Here is a 14,687-nt window from a genome sequence, read left to right as displayed (position 1 = left end):
CGTCAAATCTCCTTCCAGAAATCAGGGTTTTTGCGCCAGCCGTCGGGCGACGTCTCATTGCCTCCACCGCCTTTCAGAACGCCAAGCAGGGGACCAAGAGCCGATAGGTCGAAGTCCACGACCGTGCTGGTGTCGCCGTTGCGGACGAGAGCCGCGCGGCTGGCGCCGGCCGAGTTCGTCAGGAACGCCTCTTCACTGTCCGAGAGGTTCAGCGGAGCCAGTTCCTCCGCAGTGTTGCGGCGGTTCGGGAACACGATGGTGGTGTTGACGGATTCGAGGATCGAGCTGCCCGCGCGGCTCTCCGCGATGTGCGACACGCGCTGCGTCAGCATGACCACGGCCACGTTCTTTTTCCGCATGGTCAGCATCCAGTCCTTCAACCGGGCCTCGAAATACGGATCATCCAGCAGCTTCCATGCTTCATCGAGGATCAGCAGCGTCGGCCGTCCATCCTCCACCGTGCGTTCGATGCGGCGGAACACGTAGGAGAGCCATGCCGTCCGGACGGACGGCACGTCGAGGATTTCCGTCAGATCGAAACCTGTCACCGCCTGGTCGAATTGCACGGGGTCAGCGGTCCTGCCGCCGAACACCCAGCCGTATTGCCCATCGGTGTCCCAGACCCCCATGCGGGTGTAGAGATCGCCACCGTCATCGACGCTGAGAAGCTGCGAACGGAAGTGCATGACGTTCTGCAGGGCCGGATCAGACTCGGCGTTTGCCATCACGGCACGGGACAGAGCTTCACTCTGTTCCGCCGTCAAGGGCGGGCCGTTCTGTTCCAGCAGCGCGGACAGCCAGTCGGTCAGCCACGCGCGGCCCCGTTCGTCGGTTTCCACCCCAAAGGGATTGAAGCCCGTGGCTTCGCCCGTGCGGACGGGCGCATAGCTGCCGCCCAAGGCCCGCAGCGGCATCTCCAAGCCGTTGTCCTTGTCGAAGGCGATGATGCGCGGGTTCGCCCGCTGCACCTGTGCCGCCAGGAACGCAATACCCACGGATTTGCCCGTGCCCGTCCGACCGATGGTCAGGCTGTGCCCGACCGTGCGATCCCCCGGCGCACCCGCCGCATGGAAGTTGAAGCGGTAGGGTTCGCCCGACACCGTGGGCAGGATCGTGACCGGCACGCCCCACGGTTCCCGGCCTTCTTCCACGCCAAGGCCCGCCGAATGGAGCGAGGCGAAGCTGGCGAAGTTGCGCGAGCTGGTCATGCTGGCGCGGGAGCGGTAGCCGTAGTTGCCCGGATGCTGCGCGAAATAGGCCGTGCGGGCGTTTATGTCCTCGCGCACGATCACCGCACCGGCACGTTGACCGGCCGAGCGGATCGAGGCCGCAATGTCATCGAGTTCCGCGCGGCTTTGCGCGACGGCCAGGATCGTCACCAGATGGTGCCCGAACACGATCCGGCCCGAGGCAAGCTGATCGCTGGCTTCCACAAGCTGCGCCTGAAGGCTGATCGCGGCATCGTCGGCCGCGCGCATCTGGCGAATGGTGCGCTGCAAGCGGCCCGTCGCCGTCACCAGATCCATCGGGGTGAAGCTGTGCGTGACAACGGTATCCGCCGCCATGTCGAAGCGGTCGAAGATCCCCGCCATCGTCTCGGACGGATAGCCCTTCATGCCGAAGATCGCGCCATAGCGCGTGCCGTCGCTGTCGGTGCCGAACACCGTAAACGTGTCGCCCCGGAAATCGACCCGTGATCCGGCCATCAGGTTTGCCAGCGGCTCGAAGCTCGATCCGGGAATGAGAGGGGCATATTGCCCCGTGACGCAGGTGCGAAGGAGGCCGAGCCACTGCCCGCCGCCGACCGTCATGCGGCGCGGACTGACCGGACGCAGAACCTGCATCATGAAGCCGATGACTTCGTTGAGACGCGCGATGCGGCGGTCCCGCATGGCCCGCAGATCGCCTTTGCCGCCGCCGCTGATCTTCGACCAGAGCGAGGTCAGCTTGCGCGGGCGCAGGCAGACCGTGACCATGATCGTGCGTTCGCGCAGCCCGTCGCGGGCGATGTGGCGCTGCCACACGCGGTCCACTTCGGCGGCAAAGCCGTCGCCCTGGACGGGCGGAAGCTGGGGCTGCGTTTCCATGGACACCCGATGGACGTAGAGCGCCACATCGGGCCCCATCTGCGCGACGGCATTTTCCATCGCGGCTTTCACGTCGTCGATCAACGCGACTTCGGCCGTCGCGGCCTCAAGGCCGCGCACGGTGAAGCTGCCCATCACGTCGCCGTCGCGCAGCATCACCACATCGTTGCCCACCGGCGTGATGTAGGGAAGGTGCCCCGCCAGCATGTGTTCGCGGGCGATGCCTTGCGGCTCCAAAGCTTTCCGGCCGAGGCCGCGTTGCAGATCAAGCACGGTAGATGATCCCTTTTCCTTTGAACCACGAGGGCGGCAGGGGCGTCCTGGCGAGGGATGTGAAGATGATCTCGACAATCCGCGGATCGTAGTTCGCCACCAGACGCAGAGCCGCGTATCCCACCACCGCGCTGCCCAGGAACCAGAGGAAGGACAGCGTGGCGATGAAGCCGCCCACCACCAGACCGAACAGCAAGGCAAGGTAGGTGATGGGGAGACCCGCCATGGAGACGGGCCGTGTCAGGGCCTTGAAGCAAGGTTCCGACATGGGGGATCAGGCGAAGCCGTCGAGCATGGTGCCGGCGCCAAAGAGAATGGCGAGGCCGACGACGACCGAGATCGCCAGCATCCAGTTCATGCGGCCGATCAGGAAGGCGATGCCGACCGCCGCCAGCGCCACGAGACCGAGGGCGCGGCCCGTGGCCCCCGTCAGGGCATTGCCGATGTTGCCGAGCATCGTGTTCACCGGCGACAGGTCCTGCGCCAGCGCGGGCACGGACAAGGTGATGAGAGCCGCGAAGGCCAGAGCGATAAACTGCCCATACCGGGTCAATACTGCCATACGGAGATACTCCTTTGTGTGTCTGGGGAGGGGGTCGAGGCCTCCGCAACAGGAGTCACGGAAGCAGGGTCTGCGGCAGGGGCGCGTAGCCCCGTCGCGGCAGTGATGGAGGCGACATAGTTCCGCGTTTCCGCGAAGGGCGGGATGCCACCGTATTGCTCGACGCGATGCGGACCGGCGTTGTAGGCCGCCAGCGCAAGGCGCACGTCCTTGAAACGGGCAAGCTGCTGCGTGAAGTAGCGGGCCGCTCCGTTCAGGTTCTGATGGGGGTCGAAGGCGTCCGTCACCCCGAGCAGCTTTGCGGTTCCGGGCATGAGCTGACCCAGACCCTGCGCCCCAGCGGGGCTGACCGCCCGGGGATTGAAGCCGCTTTCCTGTCGGACCAGCGCCACGAACACCCGCTGGAATGTCAGGGCGTCAAGGCCCGCCGCACGAGGACCGGGACCGCCCGCATAGGCCAGCGCGACGTCTTCGGCCAGCGCCCGATATTGGGCGCGGCTGGCCGGAACCGTCGTGGGCGTGGCGCGGCGCGAGACAGCCGGAGCGGGTGCGGCGCTGGCTTCGGGAAGGCCACGCTGCACCATCGTTCCATCGGGCAGAAACTCGAACACATCGGCCGAGGCAGCGCCAACGGTCAGGCACAGCGTTGCGCAGACGAGGATGGGGCGGCTCACAGGATGCGCCCCAGAATGGGGGACAGCATCAGCGAGACGACCGATACCAGCACGAACACGATGGCCGGAACCCACAGCGCCATGAACCAGAGGCAGGGCAGGAAGATGATCGCGACCAGCGCCATCATGGCGAGATCCACGTCATGCCAGAGGCGCGGCGACAGGTAGGCACTGACGAGCAGGTAGCCGACCCAAGACCAGAACCAGACCGGACCGCCATAAACCCGCTGCACGTCATCGTGCAGGAAGCTCCATGCAAAAAGGCCGATGGAGAAGATGAAGAAGGACACCCACGGCACCCGCAGGACAGGCCCGAACTCCCCGACCGTGTAGAAGTCGGTTGTTACCGCCTGGTAAATGCGCCCCGCTTTAGCCTTGCGCTCTTGCCGCTGCACGGCCGCCACCGCACGGCGCTTTCGTTTCTTGAAGTCGTTGATCGAGACAACATTGCGGTCGTCTCGGTCCTTTTCAGCCCTCGGCTTCCTCGTCTCCGCCGGACGTTTGCCCTTCTTCCAAAGGAAGAATGCCAACACAGAGCTCGGTTGCGAGAGGGAAGTATTCCTGGTGGTAGTTGAGAACCGCGCCGATGGTCTTGAGGACGCGCGCCTCACCTGTTCTGACCACGTAGACCGGAAGTTCATGGCCGTTCGGCTGGATGCCGAAAACCTGCCAATGAATGCGCCCATCTTTTGCCACAAAGGGCTGGTAGCGCAGCTTCCCGCCTTTCCTGACGAAAGGTCGAATAGCATTGCCTAGTAGCACCTTTCCCTCGTCGTAATCCATTCCGCCCCCTCGCTGGTGTTCGCAGGGGCAATCTAAAGACATTTCAGAAAGAAATCCATGTCTTGAGATAAGGTTACAACTTATGGGTTTTGCATGTCAACACAACTTATGCATCAGAAATATGTTTCTGATGCATACGGTATTCTCGTTGCCAATGTCTATATCAGAAGAACGTCTTGATATGCTTACTTGACTTGTATGGATGCGGTGAGTTTATGAAGGGCTGTGTGATGGCACATCCTGCCTGCAAAGGCGGATGTAGCTAGCGCGCTGATGACAGTTACGCTACCGTGCCGAAAAGGCGCAAAAATCAGGAGATTGATTCCGAAGCGGGGCAGAAATTGGGACGGCAAGATCCCTGAGGCCCAAAAAAGAAAACCCCCAGCGGTCGGGGACCACCGGGGGGGACGCAACCGGACCTTTGGCGAGGTCTTAAGATGCTCACGTTGTTCAAGCATCAAGGTATCGTTCCCCTACATCGCAGGCAAGACAAAAAGCGCCCTTGGGCGAACAATAGATGCCAGCCGTGTTTCCCTCGGCCGCTCCACATGGAGAGCGGACAGAATGGTCACTAAACCTTTGCAGGTGTTGGGAAAACCCAACGAAAATTATAGGCAGTTTTCTGCCGATTTATACGAAGCCGCGCGTAATGCCGCGCTTGTGATGAAACTACCTGATGGTGTGCGTCGGACCCTAGAGGCCCTTATTGGTCGTATACCACGGGGTTCCGAGGTGCCGATAAGCCCTGCGAGCGTGTCAACCTTATCTTTCGAATGCGGCAAGAATCCCCGCACCATTTTAAATCATGTCCGTTTTCTGGTGCGGAACGGGTTGGCGGTGGATCGCAGCATGGGGGGTGGGCGCCGTTACTGCCAGCGGGACCAATCCGGTAGGATCATCGCCGTCCACGGCATCGACCTGACACCGCTTCAGGATCGCGCTGATGAACTGACCATGGCGGCCGAAGCCATGAGAGCGGAGCGAGTGGCCGCAGATCGTATGCGGAACGAGATTTCTCGCCTGCGTTCAATGATCCGCCGTATCCTATCGGGAACCGACGTCGCCGCCGAGGATCAACAGACATGGGCGAGCTTTCCGCGCCGGATCGCTCACCTCGAATACGAAGACTTGAGCAAACTGCTGAACCATGTGCGCCGCTTTCTGACCCATCTTGGTCGGTCCGAAATTTCCGACCGGCCGGAAAAAAATGACCGACCATACACTACAAACCAATATCCATCAGAGTCTTGTAATCCGGCGATGCCCGCTGAGAACAAGATGGGGCAGGGCGCATCGACACCGCCCACCCAGACACCGAAATGCGGGATGGAGCATATCAGCCTGCCGATGGCCCTGAAGGCCGCCCCCGCCGAATGGCATGTGGGGATGGAGCTTTATGGGCGCGCGGACTGGATGGCATTCGTGAACGTGGGCTACGAACGGGCCATGGCCCTCGGGATCAACCCGTCCGCTTGGGCACAAGCGCAAGCCGCGATCGGAAAGGTCGGCGCAGCCCTGTTGGTGATGATTGCTGACGCTGATGGCTATGAGCGAGGTGGCAAGATCCGCAACGCAGGGGCATGGGTGCGCCGCATGAGCGAACGCGCCGAGCTGGGCACAGCGCAGCTTCATCGCTCCGTGTTCGGCCTTTTGCACAGGGAGCACGCCACATGCTGAAGCTCGATCAGACGTCGCGCCAGGTTCTGGTGGTAAGGGGGGGTCTTCACCATAAGCTCTTGGTAGCATGATGTTGGCCTTGCCGGTCGAGTGCCCATAGGCATAGAGGGTGCGATTGAACTGTAATCCTATGTAGGCGATAGAGGTTTGAAAGGCGCAGCATCACGCAGCTCCATCCGAAGAGTTCGGCATGACAACCTCCTTGGCGTTCCTCGATCTTACCATCCCCATGGCCCAGCGGGTCGCAGAGCACGATTGGTCGTCGACGCCTCTGGGGCCGATCGACACATGGCCGCCCGTGCTCAAGATCACGGTCAGCCTGACGCTGCGCTCGGGCTTTCCTAAATGCCTGTGCTGGGGATCCGAACTGATCGCGATCTACAATGACGCCTTCATTCCAACCCTGGGCGACAAGGGAGATTGCCTGGGACTGCCGTTCTCAGTGATCTGGCAGGAATCCTGGGACACAATTGGCCCAATCGTCGCCAAGGCCATGGTCGGCGAGGCAACCTTCGTGAAGGACTTCCCGATGAAGGTGCGCCGCGACGCGAACGGGCTTGCCGAAGCGTTCTTCACCTTCTCCTACAGTCCGGTTGTGGATGAAGAAGGGGTGGTCCGGGGTATCATGGACACCGTAATCGAGACGACCGACCGAGTCCGCTTCGAACGCAGAGCCGCCATCAGCAACCGCGAGCTGGTGCATCGGTCGAAGAACTCCTACGCTCTGGTGACAGCCATCGTCCGGCAGATTGCGCGGCAGGCGTCGACTGTCGAGGAATATCGCGACAAGCTGGTCCAGCGGATCTCAGATATGGGGCATGCCCAGGATGTACTGTCGCTGCGGGCTCACGAGGAAGCCACGGTCAGGGATGTTGTGCACCATATGCGGGAGCGGATGGACGGAAAGGGGACGCGTATCACGTTATCCGGCCCTGATGTCGCCCTGAGTGACGAGGAGACCTTCGCGCTGACCCTGGCACTTTTCGAACTGGCGACCAATTCCGCCAAATACGGCGCGCTGTCTGCCGAAGCCGGGCGGGTCAGTGTCGACTGGTCATTGAGCGGTGAAGGGACGAACGCGACCTTCATATTCTGCTGGACGGAGCGTGGAGGGCCCCCTGTGGCACCTCCGCAGCGGCGCGGGTTTGGCAGCTTTCTGGTCAAGCAGATGCTGGCGGCCGAGTTCGGAGGCGAGGTCAGTGTCGACTACCCAGAAGAAGGCGTGGTCTGCCAGCTCACCTGTCAACGCTCCGAGCGCTGACACCCTTTCTGAGACTTACGCCCCGTTGTTTTGAAACCTTGTCGTCAACTTTGAGTTGATTGATTGATGCCGTACTGCATCCGGAGCACAGCCGATCATGCCGAGCACCATTCTTGTCGTTGAAGACGCCGCGCTTCTTGCCATGGATCTTGTCATGGCGCTGGAGGATGCTGGCTACGCGGTGGTTGGTGTTGCTGCAACGAAACAGGCAGCACTCGCGCTTGCGGAAGCTCACCCTATTGATCTTGCGACGATGGATGTGGAACTGGCTCACGGAAGCAACGGGATTGATACCGCAATCGAACTTCGGGAGCGCTTCAGCATCCCGTCCCTCTTTGTCAGCGGCAGTCTTGGTAAAGAGATCATGGAGAAAGCTGCTCCTGCCGAACCTGTCGGCTTTCTGAACAAGCCCATCTCGTCGGATGATGTGCTGCGGGCAGTGGAACGCTACCTTGGTGGTGGTGATCTGCCGAACGTAAGATGAGCCAGAAGGAGCAATCTTACTCGCGACGCTTCTGACGTTGCCCGGTTTTACGGAACATGCCGACCCGGCAAATGTTCAGGCAAAGCCGTCCTGCATCCTGTTCTTCGTCGGGGCCGCATTGGACGGCATTCACATGGAAGGACAACATCATGGGACTGCTTGATCAGGTGCTGAGCGGGGTGCTGAATTCCCGAGGGACTGGAGGTCAGAATGGCGGCCATTCGCCTCTTCTGCCGATCCTCATGGCGCTGCTGTCGAGCCGTGGCGGGCAAAGCGGCGGGTTGGGAGGCGTTCTCGGGGGTGGAGGAAACCCTGGCGGGGCCGGACAGACGGCAGGCCTGAATGGCGGGCTAGGCGGTCTTATCGATATGTTCACGCAAGTTGGACAAGGGGAGACTGCAAAGTCCTGGATATCCTCCGGCCCGAACCGGTCCATTGCGCCCCAAGACGTCGAGAAGGCCTTTGGCGGACAGACGATCGACAATCTGTCCCAACAGACTGGTCTTCAGCGGAACGACCTTCTTGCGCAGCTGTCGGCGATCTTACCGGAGGCTGTGGACAGACTCACTCCGAAGGGCCGTATGCCTGAAGAACACGAGACACGCGACTGGTAAGACCCGTTTCCTATCTTCTCCGGCATATGGAAGAAGCACCAAGTTCTTGAGATTTAATAGCTGAAATGCCGTCGACCAGAGTTTGGCCGACGGCGTCTGGAGCACATTTAGAACCGGGCCGTTCTTAGCGGCGACGTGGGGCGTCCTGCTGAACAATGACAGTCGGATGAGAGACACCGCGCCGGCCACCCATCCACGCGGCAATCGCACCGGCCAGAAGAGCGACAAAGGCAGCAATGGCTCCGATGGAAACCGCGTTCGCTGCGGTTTCGGCCGCCTCCGTTGCTGTTTGCTGGGCCTGATCCACCGTCTCGCGATACTGCTGCTCCATCTGAGAGACCTGCTCCCGTGCCTCCGGCAGCGGAATGGAGCGCATATCGGACAAGGCCTGCGCAGCTTCCTGACGTGCCTGATCACGACCGGCTTCATCACTCATGGCCAGACCGCGCATTGCGTTTACGGCACGCTGACGCAGAGCTTCCGGATCGTTGCCCGTGGATTCAATCTGCTGATCCAATGCATCAAGCGGGTTGACGTCATCAAGGGCGGGACCGGCGGCATTTGCAACCGTCTGGCTTACGCCGCCAATGGCGCTGGAGAGGCCGCTGAAAGCGCCACCGACCACTGCACCTACGGACGAGGTCAGGAGGTAGAGCATCAGAAGAGTGGTGACGGCCCATGCCGTCAGACCGTGGAGGCCGCCGATCTGTTCTTCCGTCCGACCGGACATGCGGGACGCGACGAGGCCACCGACAAATGCAGCGACGATGCCCGAAATGGCATACCAGATTGCCGAGACAACCGAGAAGGTGGAAGCGGCCGGATTGTCCGCCGTGCCGGGATCAAGCGTCGCTGCACCAATTCCGACCCCGAGCAGCGTCAGCAGCACCTGCACCACGAGCGCCACGGCAACGCCAGCGAAGATTGCGCCCCAGGACACTTGCTTCAAGTGACCCCACATCGTTGGGGTCGTATGGCTGTGGGTTGTCGGTCCCTCAGGCGTTGGATTGTAGGTCATGTTTTGTCCCTCCGATGCGCGGACTCCCAGGGGGCCGCAGATACACGCCAATGCAGGTGCAACCGCTGCAGGAGGGAGAGGTTCCTTGGTGGGGCTTCCAAGGGCAGGGATGGGTTCTTCGAGTGGCCGTCCGGTGTGGCCCTTGGGAAAGCTTCGTCGCAATTTGCACCTTGCCACCCGAGCGGGATGGCTGAGGGATCGTGTTGTGAATTGTAGCGGCCCATGGTCGGAAACAGATGTTGCTGAAGCGTGTTCCGCGAGGACAGCTCGCTGTTGCCCGCCAAGCCGTTTTCCTCAGCAAGCTTCTTAGTCGTCGTTGATGATGAGATCCGTCCGGGCGTTAACATCTTCGCGTAAAGCGAAGCTCGTTTTGGTGTGGTCGCTGGTTCTTGGTTCACGCTGGTCGCAGATCGATGCCGCTTTCCTGCTGCTCTCTTTGGCACCCAACATTGCTGCTTCGAACAGGGCTTCCACGGCTTCTTCGCCCCGGTCGAGGGCCGCGGTCAGTGCCGACGATCCGAAGCGAGCATCGTTCGTGATTTCGGGTCCGGCCCAAGCGGGCAGGACCAGCCGATGGTCCTCATGCGGAAGCTCCACATCCGCCGTGACGAACCCCGAGAGCGCCCCCAGATACTCGTCCACCTGCCAGACAACCCCGGCCACCTCCACCTCGTGCCGGTTTTTCTCGACAGCGTCCGAGACTACGAACTCGTCGATCATGACCCGGGCCTGTTCCTTTTCCAGCGGCAGATGGTATTCGCCGCGCCGAACCCCGGTCTTCTGGCCCTTGAAGGTCAGGATGGCCTCCTCTCCACAGATGCGGATCCTGGCCTTCCCGGTGTCGAACCGCGCCACAAGGTAGTCCAGAATGTGCAGCGTCCGCATGACGTGCGGCTCCCAGTCATTCGACCTGATGAGAAACTTCCGTTCGATCTCGGTGGGCATGCGGAATCCCGAAGACGTGGTTGCTTGCTGACAGACATGAAGAAGGGCAGGAAATCCTGCCCTCGTTCCGCGTTATGTCGATGACTCAGCGCCCGGTGCGCGGCAATTCCCGATCGTCGCGATCGTCGTCCACCTCGACCTCCGTGTGGCGCACGGTGTCGGAAACCGTCTCGCGATGGGTGTCGCTGGTCTTGCGCAGGCCGATCTCTTCCACCACGCGCGCATCCTTCGCCACAACCGCTTCTTCGCGATGTTCCTCGGCCTCGATCGTGCGGTCCCGGAAGTCCTCGTCCACAACGGCGGCGCGATCGACGGGGCGGCGCTCCAGCTCGACGCGCTCCTCGCGCAGATCGACGCTCTCGCTCACGGGCTCTTCAACCGTGTAAGCGCGCACGCGGACATGGCCGCGGTTCGTGTCGCGCTTGCCAACGCGCAGCCGCTCCTCCACGACCGGGATCGCCGCATCGTCCGACACGCGGTCCGTTGCCGCGGCCATGGGTGCCGTCGCTGCGCCCGCCGTGGCGTAAGGACTGTTCTCGTAGCCGCTCCACCCCTCGGAGCGCCAGCTTTCCTCGCGCTCCTCGATGTTCACGGTGCCCTCGTCGTCGAGGATGGCAAGGGCGGCATCGTATTCCGCGTCGTTAAGTCCGGTCACGGCCACGAGGTAGCCGCCGCGCGACAGGCCTTCGGCGTAGGAGTAGCGGTCCTCGTTCGGAAAGAAGAGGTCGCTGAGCGAGTCCCAGAAGCCCTTGCTGCCTTCGGGATCCGCGACGCCTGTGGTGGCGGACTCGGCGCCCTGAACAACGCGGATCTGTGCTTCGGGGATACCCACTTCGCGCAGACGCGCCGTCGCTTGTTCGGCATCGGTGCGGTTGTCGAACAGGGCGGAGATGGCGGTGCCGCCCGTCGTGCCGGTGGTGCCGGTGCCTGTATCGGTGGTATAGGTCATGTCAGATATCCTTGTCAGAAGGGAAGGGTGGGATGTCTTGCTCGTCATGGGGAGGCAGACGCTCGATGGTCGCGGTCTGCCGGCGCGTGGTGACCGGAACGTCCACTGTCTCGCGATGTGTCATCCGGCGGATGTGGATCTCTTCGCGCACGAAGAGCTGCCGCGTCACGACGAGACGTTCCTCCATCACCGGGATGATCGTCGTGTCGCCATCCGTGGTAATGTCGGGCGCGTGATCGACTGCACGGTCCACAGGAATGCGGGTCACCTCGACGTCGACCTCTGCAAGATCGACAGGGATGAGGGTGTCCACGGCTTCGGTATGAGTGCTGACACGCACCCGCCCGCTGACCCGCGCCTCGGCGGTTACCGAGACCCGCTCCTCGACAAGAGGCAGCACGTCTTTTCCGTCTTCGGTCATTGCGCCATCCCTGTTGAGCATGGACAACGGGTGAACGCACGGAACGTTCCGTGATCGAAAGGGCACGTTCCGTCCCATCGGCAGAAATCGCCGATGGGACGGACATCAGGGCATGATCCCAGACATCAAGCGAAGGAGCCGGAACCAGCGGCGTTGCCGCGCCTTTAGACAGGCCGGATGGACCGGCGCTTGAAGACGCCTACCAACGCGCCGTGCCGGCTGTTGCTGATGCGGCTACCACGCTGTCCGTCAAACGCCCCTTCGAGGCGAATCCAGTCTGAACGATCTTTTCCCAACCTGAAAAGCAATGGACGCATCATGTTCTATACCGACAACAAGCTTCAGTATCCCGTTCGCGTCGACACCCCGAACCCGCTGTTCGCCCGTGCCCTGCAACAGGCCATCGGTGGCGTGGAGGGTGAGATCCGTGTCGCAATGCAGTATTTCTTCCAGGCCTGCGGCGCGCGCGGCAACCCGAAGTTCCGCGACCTGCTGATGAACACCGCCGCCGAGGAACTGGGCCATATCGAGATGCTGGCCCATGCCGTCGCGCTCAATCTTGAAGGCGCACCGCTGAGCCTGAAAGAGGAAATGGCCAAGGACTCGGCCATCAACGCCGTCATGGGCGGGATGAACCTCAAAAACCTGCTGTCCTCGGGCCTGTCGGCCATGCCGGTCGACAGCGACGGCGTGCCTTTCGACATGTCGCACATCTATGCCAGTGGCAACATTGCGGCGGACATGACGGCCAACATCGCCGCCGAATCCACGGGTCGCACGCTGGCTGTCCGCCTGTACAACATGACGGACGATCCGGGCATGAAGGACATGCTGCAATACCTGATCGCCCGTGACACCATGCACCAGAACCAGTGGATGGCCGCGCTGGAGGAACTGGGCGGGGCGAAGGGCGCCTTCCCGATCCCGAACAGCCACCCGCAGGCCGAAGAGAAGACCGAGTTCAGCTATGCCTATCTGGGCTTCCAGAAAGACGGCAGCGCCCCGGCCCCCGGCCGCTGGTCGGAAGGCTCGTCCATCGACGGAAAGGGCGAGTTCACCGTTGCGAAGCTGGGAGCACTGGGTGAGGTGCCGGATCTTGGAAAGGCGAAGCCGAAGAGCGGCGCGCAATCCGAACAGATGTGAGGGAGGCCGGCATGCAACGACGCATCCTTATCGGTGGTTTTGCTGCAGCGGCACCCCTGGCGGTCCTGCCAGCCGACGCGGCTCCACGGCCCGCGACCGCCGTTGAGGTTCTCCGAACGTCACTGTCGAATACAGATACCTCTGGAGACTGGTTGCGCCCCGGCGAGCGGCTGCGCCTGATGCGCGACCCCGCCCGCCGCTTCGATCCTTCCTCCGTCGCCGTTATAGACAACGACGGACGCCGCCTTGGTTACGTACCGCCCGTGCAGGCAGGGGCCTTGTCCCGACTGCTTGATGCGGGAGTTGCAGGTTTTGCCGAAGCTTCGCAGACTGGCGAAGTGAGGGTGTTCCTGGAAATAGTCTGAACGTGCAAGCCGGAGGGGTAAGCTCCTCCGGTATCTCTTGCGACAGGTGCCGTCCCGACTCAGCTCCTGGTTTCGGCACCTAGGGCGCTTCAACCTGGACCTCAGGTGCGATAACTTGCTTCGGGGCTGTGACAGGCGCAGTCTGGCTTCTAATCACAATCGCAATGACGACTGCAGCGGCTGCGATGAGGAGCGTTATGGCAGCGGCCCACCTGAGCGTGCCATTGGTTGCCGGTTCATCCTCTGAGGATCTGCGTGGTGTCTTCCGCAAAAACCCGGGCCCTCCCTGCATGCCAAACATGAAGTGGTGCGCTGCAATGCTCATGGAGCCTCGAAGGTGCGCGTGGGATTGGTAAACCGACCGTTGATCAATATGTTCCTCAAGCGCCCCGCCGCGCCCTGCGAATGTTGATCAGGCCGACGGCTTGTGCTGAGCCGGTATCAACATGGCATCAGATTTGATAGCGCCTTAGCCGGGAGTGTCGCCGACGCTCCGGCTGCTGTTGCCCTTGCCAATCTGAAGGTCCGACCAGGCTTTCAGTTGCATGGTCACCTGTTCAAATCGGAACGGTTTTGAACAGGAACAGGTGAAGGTGCTCAAAACGGGTCTTGTACGGGGGTTGTGAGCATCTAAGATGTGAACGACCGTTCTGAACAGTTTTGGCCATGTCCCGCACCTTCGCCTATGTCCGCGTCTCCACCATCCAACAGACCATCGAGAACCAGGTGCAGGAACTGGAGACGGCAGGCTTCATCATCCCGAAGCGCCGGATCGTCTCCGAGACGATCTCGGGCAGCGTGCCCGCGCAGCAGCGTCCGATGTTCGCCCGCCTGATTGATCGGCTGGAGGAGAGCGACGTGCTGGTGGTCACGAAGATGGACCGGCTGGGGCGCGACGCGATGGATGTGGCTCAAACGGTGAACCTGCTTGCCGAAATGCAGGTGCGTGTTCACTGCCTCGCTCTGGGCGGCAGCGACCTCACCAGTCCGGCCGGGCAATTCACTATGGCCATCCTGAACGCCGTGGCGCAATTCGAGCGAGAGTTGCTGATTGAACGAACGCATGCGGGTATGGCCCGCGCCCGGTCACAGGGAAAGATCATTGGGCGACCTGCCAAACTTTCGGCAGCACAGAAACACAGTATTCGTGCGGAGCTGGATGTTGGAGTGTCGGTATCGGATCTGGCGCGCCGCTATGGGTGCAGCCGGATGACCATCGCTCGATGCAAGGGCAATGTGGAGCCGTGAGGGAGTGTTAGCTAAAAGTTCTTCCCATACTCGCTAGAGTGAGGCATAATGAGGAGAAATGCGCACATGTGCGCACTGGCGAGCTAAGGATTGTGAAAATGCGCATTACTGTCCTGCTGTCCGATGACGAAGGGGAGCAGTTTGAGGGGCATTGTTGCAGAACTCGGCGTTGAAGCGTGATGT

General features: G+C 61.7%; 17 protein-coding genes. 7 read left to right on the top strand and 10 right to left on the bottom strand.

Annotated elements, in window-relative coordinates; all coding sequences use genetic code 11:
• Positions 1 to 2: 2 nt before the first annotated feature.
• The 6 genes from CN97_RS18505 to CN97_RS18480 form a co-directional block, all read right to left on the bottom strand.
• Positions 3 to 2,360, bottom strand: coding sequence for a VirB4 family type IV secretion/conjugal transfer ATPase (locus CN97_RS18505; protein ID WP_088216948.1), 2,358 nt, complete (start codon positions 2,358 to 2,360; stop codon positions 3 to 5).
• A complete protein-coding gene (locus CN97_RS18500) occupies positions 2,353 to 2,628 on the bottom strand; it encodes a VirB3 family type IV secretion system protein (RefSeq protein ID WP_035714693.1) in 276 nt (91 codons plus the stop codon). The genes CN97_RS18505 and CN97_RS18500 overlap by 8 nt, the downstream gene beginning before the upstream one ends.
• 6 nt (positions 2,629 to 2,634) lie before the next feature.
• Complete coding sequence (locus CN97_RS18495) at positions 2,635 to 2,922, bottom strand: TrbC/VirB2 family protein (RefSeq protein ID WP_051911435.1); 288 nt, start codon at positions 2,920 to 2,922, stop codon at positions 2,635 to 2,637.
• The gene (locus tag CN97_RS20010) at positions 2,910 to 3,596 is read right to left on the bottom strand and encodes a lytic transglycosylase domain-containing protein (RefSeq protein WP_051911433.1); all 687 of its coding nucleotides are present in this window, start codon (positions 3,594 to 3,596) and stop codon (positions 2,910 to 2,912) included. The genes CN97_RS18495 and CN97_RS20010 overlap by 13 nt, the downstream gene beginning before the upstream one ends.
• Positions 3,593 to 3,991, bottom strand: a complete 399-nt coding sequence (locus CN97_RS18485; protein ID WP_140418240.1) for a hypothetical protein — start codon at positions 3,989 to 3,991, stop codon at positions 3,593 to 3,595. Before CN97_RS18485 ends, CN97_RS20010 begins: the two co-directional genes overlap by 4 nt.
• 73 nt (positions 3,992 to 4,064) lie before the next feature.
• Complete coding sequence (locus CN97_RS18480) at positions 4,065 to 4,379, bottom strand: hypothetical protein (RefSeq protein ID WP_088216949.1); 315 nt, start codon at positions 4,377 to 4,379, stop codon at positions 4,065 to 4,067.
• Positions 4,380 to 4,943: 564 nt separating this feature from the next.
• Here CN97_RS18480 and repC point away from each other — a divergent pair.
• The 4 genes from repC to CN97_RS18460 all read left to right on the top strand — a co-directional run bounded on the left by repC (position 4,944) and on the right by CN97_RS18460 (position 8,415).
• On the top strand, positions 4,944 to 6,056 hold the full coding sequence (gene repC, locus CN97_RS20435) for a replication initiation protein RepC (RefSeq protein WP_158212533.1): 1,113 nt from the start codon (positions 4,944 to 4,946) through the stop codon (positions 6,054 to 6,056).
• A 190-nt stretch (positions 6,057 to 6,246) separates the two neighbouring features.
• Complete coding sequence (locus tag CN97_RS18470; RefSeq protein ID WP_035714675.1) at positions 6,247 to 7,317, top strand: sensor histidine kinase; 1,071 nt, start codon at positions 6,247 to 6,249, stop codon at positions 7,315 to 7,317.
• Positions 7,318 to 7,414: 97 nt separating this feature from the next.
• The gene (locus CN97_RS18465; protein WP_035714674.1) at positions 7,415 to 7,801 is read left to right on the top strand and encodes a response regulator; all 387 of its coding nucleotides are present in this window, start codon (positions 7,415 to 7,417) and stop codon (positions 7,799 to 7,801) included.
• A 149-nt stretch (positions 7,802 to 7,950) separates the two neighbouring features.
• Positions 7,951 to 8,415, top strand: coding sequence for a YidB family protein (locus CN97_RS18460; protein ID WP_035714672.1), 465 nt, complete (start codon positions 7,951 to 7,953; stop codon positions 8,413 to 8,415).
• A 124-nt stretch (positions 8,416 to 8,539) separates the two neighbouring features.
• Here the strand turns inward: CN97_RS18460 and CN97_RS18455 are convergent, their stop codons facing one another.
• The 4 genes from CN97_RS18455 to CN97_RS18440 form a co-directional block, all read right to left on the bottom strand.
• Complete coding sequence (locus CN97_RS18455) at positions 8,540 to 9,322, bottom strand: PhnA-like protein (RefSeq protein WP_211253712.1); 783 nt, start codon at positions 9,320 to 9,322, stop codon at positions 8,540 to 8,542.
• A gap of 417 nt (positions 9,323 to 9,739) precedes the next feature.
• Positions 9,740 to 10,378: a CYTH domain-containing protein gene (locus CN97_RS18450; protein ID WP_051911431.1), complete on the bottom strand. Its 639-nt coding sequence runs from the start codon at positions 10,376 to 10,378 to the stop codon at positions 9,740 to 9,742.
• A gap of 85 nt (positions 10,379 to 10,463) precedes the next feature.
• Positions 10,464 to 11,327, bottom strand: coding sequence for a YsnF/AvaK domain-containing protein (locus CN97_RS18445; protein ID WP_084684263.1), 864 nt, complete (start codon positions 11,325 to 11,327; stop codon positions 10,464 to 10,466).
• 1 nt (position 11,328) lies between these two features.
• Positions 11,329 to 11,748, bottom strand: coding sequence for a YsnF/AvaK domain-containing protein (locus CN97_RS18440; protein WP_051911429.1), 420 nt, complete (start codon positions 11,746 to 11,748; stop codon positions 11,329 to 11,331).
• 318 nt (positions 11,749 to 12,066) lie between these two features.
• Between CN97_RS18440 and CN97_RS18435 the strand changes: the two genes are divergently transcribed.
• The 3 genes from CN97_RS18435 to CN97_RS18430 all read left to right on the top strand — a co-directional run bounded on the left by CN97_RS18435 (position 12,067) and on the right by CN97_RS18430 (position 14,504).
• Complete coding sequence (locus CN97_RS18435; protein ID WP_035714670.1) at positions 12,067 to 12,891, top strand: manganese catalase family protein; 825 nt, start codon at positions 12,067 to 12,069, stop codon at positions 12,889 to 12,891.
• Positions 12,892 to 12,902: 11 nt separating this feature from the next.
• Positions 12,903 to 13,256 carry an HIRAN domain-containing protein gene (locus tag CN97_RS20430; RefSeq protein ID WP_084684261.1) on the top strand — a complete coding sequence of 118 codons (354 nt, stop codon included), beginning with the start codon at positions 12,903 to 12,905 and terminating at the stop codon, positions 13,254 to 13,256.
• 666 nt (positions 13,257 to 13,922) lie between these two features.
• On the top strand, positions 13,923 to 14,504 hold the full coding sequence (locus tag CN97_RS18430; RefSeq protein WP_035714669.1) for a recombinase family protein: 582 nt from the start codon (positions 13,923 to 13,925) through the stop codon (positions 14,502 to 14,504).
• Positions 14,505 to 14,687 lie beyond the last annotated feature (183 nt).

The organism is Haematobacter massiliensis, from assembly GCF_000740795.1.
In the GTDB taxonomy this organism is placed as follows: Bacteria; Pseudomonadota; Alphaproteobacteria; order Rhodobacterales; family Rhodobacteraceae; genus Haematobacter; species Haematobacter massiliensis.
The sequence above is the reverse complement of the archived record's forward strand: the minus strand, read 5'-3'. Positions and strand labels throughout refer to the sequence as shown.

Bases quoted from the DNA above. Each gene is read 5' to 3' on its own strand.
- CN97_RS18500 (WP_035714693.1), bottom strand. From the start codon at position 2,628: ATGTCGGAACCTTGCTTCAAGGCCCTGACACGGCCCGTCTCCATGGCG.
- CN97_RS18495 (WP_051911435.1), bottom strand. From the start codon at position 2,922: ATGGCAGTATTGACCCGGTATGGGCAGTTTATCGCTCTGGCCTTCGCG.
- CN97_RS18480 (WP_088216949.1), bottom strand. From the start codon at position 4,379: ATGGATTACGACGAGGGAAAGGTGCTACTAGGCAATGCTATTCGACCT.
- repC (WP_158212533.1), top strand. From the start codon at position 4,944: ATGGTCACTAAACCTTTGCAGGTGTTGGGAAAACCCAACGAAAATTAT.
- CN97_RS18470 (WP_035714675.1), top strand. From the start codon at position 6,247: ATGACAACCTCCTTGGCGTTCCTCGATCTTACCATCCCCATGGCCCAG.
- CN97_RS18465 (WP_035714674.1), top strand. From the start codon at position 7,415: ATGCCGAGCACCATTCTTGTCGTTGAAGACGCCGCGCTTCTTGCCATG.
- CN97_RS18460 (WP_035714672.1), top strand. From the start codon at position 7,951: ATGGGACTGCTTGATCAGGTGCTGAGCGGGGTGCTGAATTCCCGAGGG.
- CN97_RS18450 (WP_051911431.1), bottom strand. From the start codon at position 10,378: ATGCCCACCGAGATCGAACGGAAGTTTCTCATCAGGTCGAATGACTGG.
- CN97_RS18445 (WP_084684263.1), bottom strand. From the start codon at position 11,327: ATGACCTATACCACCGATACAGGCACCGGCACCACCGGCACGACGGGC.
- CN97_RS18440 (WP_051911429.1), bottom strand. From the start codon at position 11,748: ATGACCGAAGACGGAAAAGACGTGCTGCCTCTTGTCGAGGAGCGGGTC.
- CN97_RS18435 (WP_035714670.1), top strand. From the start codon at position 12,067: ATGTTCTATACCGACAACAAGCTTCAGTATCCCGTTCGCGTCGACACC.
- CN97_RS20430 (WP_084684261.1), top strand. From the start codon at position 12,903: ATGCAACGACGCATCCTTATCGGTGGTTTTGCTGCAGCGGCACCCCTG.
- CN97_RS18430 (WP_035714669.1), top strand. From the start codon at position 13,923: ATGTCCCGCACCTTCGCCTATGTCCGCGTCTCCACCATCCAACAGACC.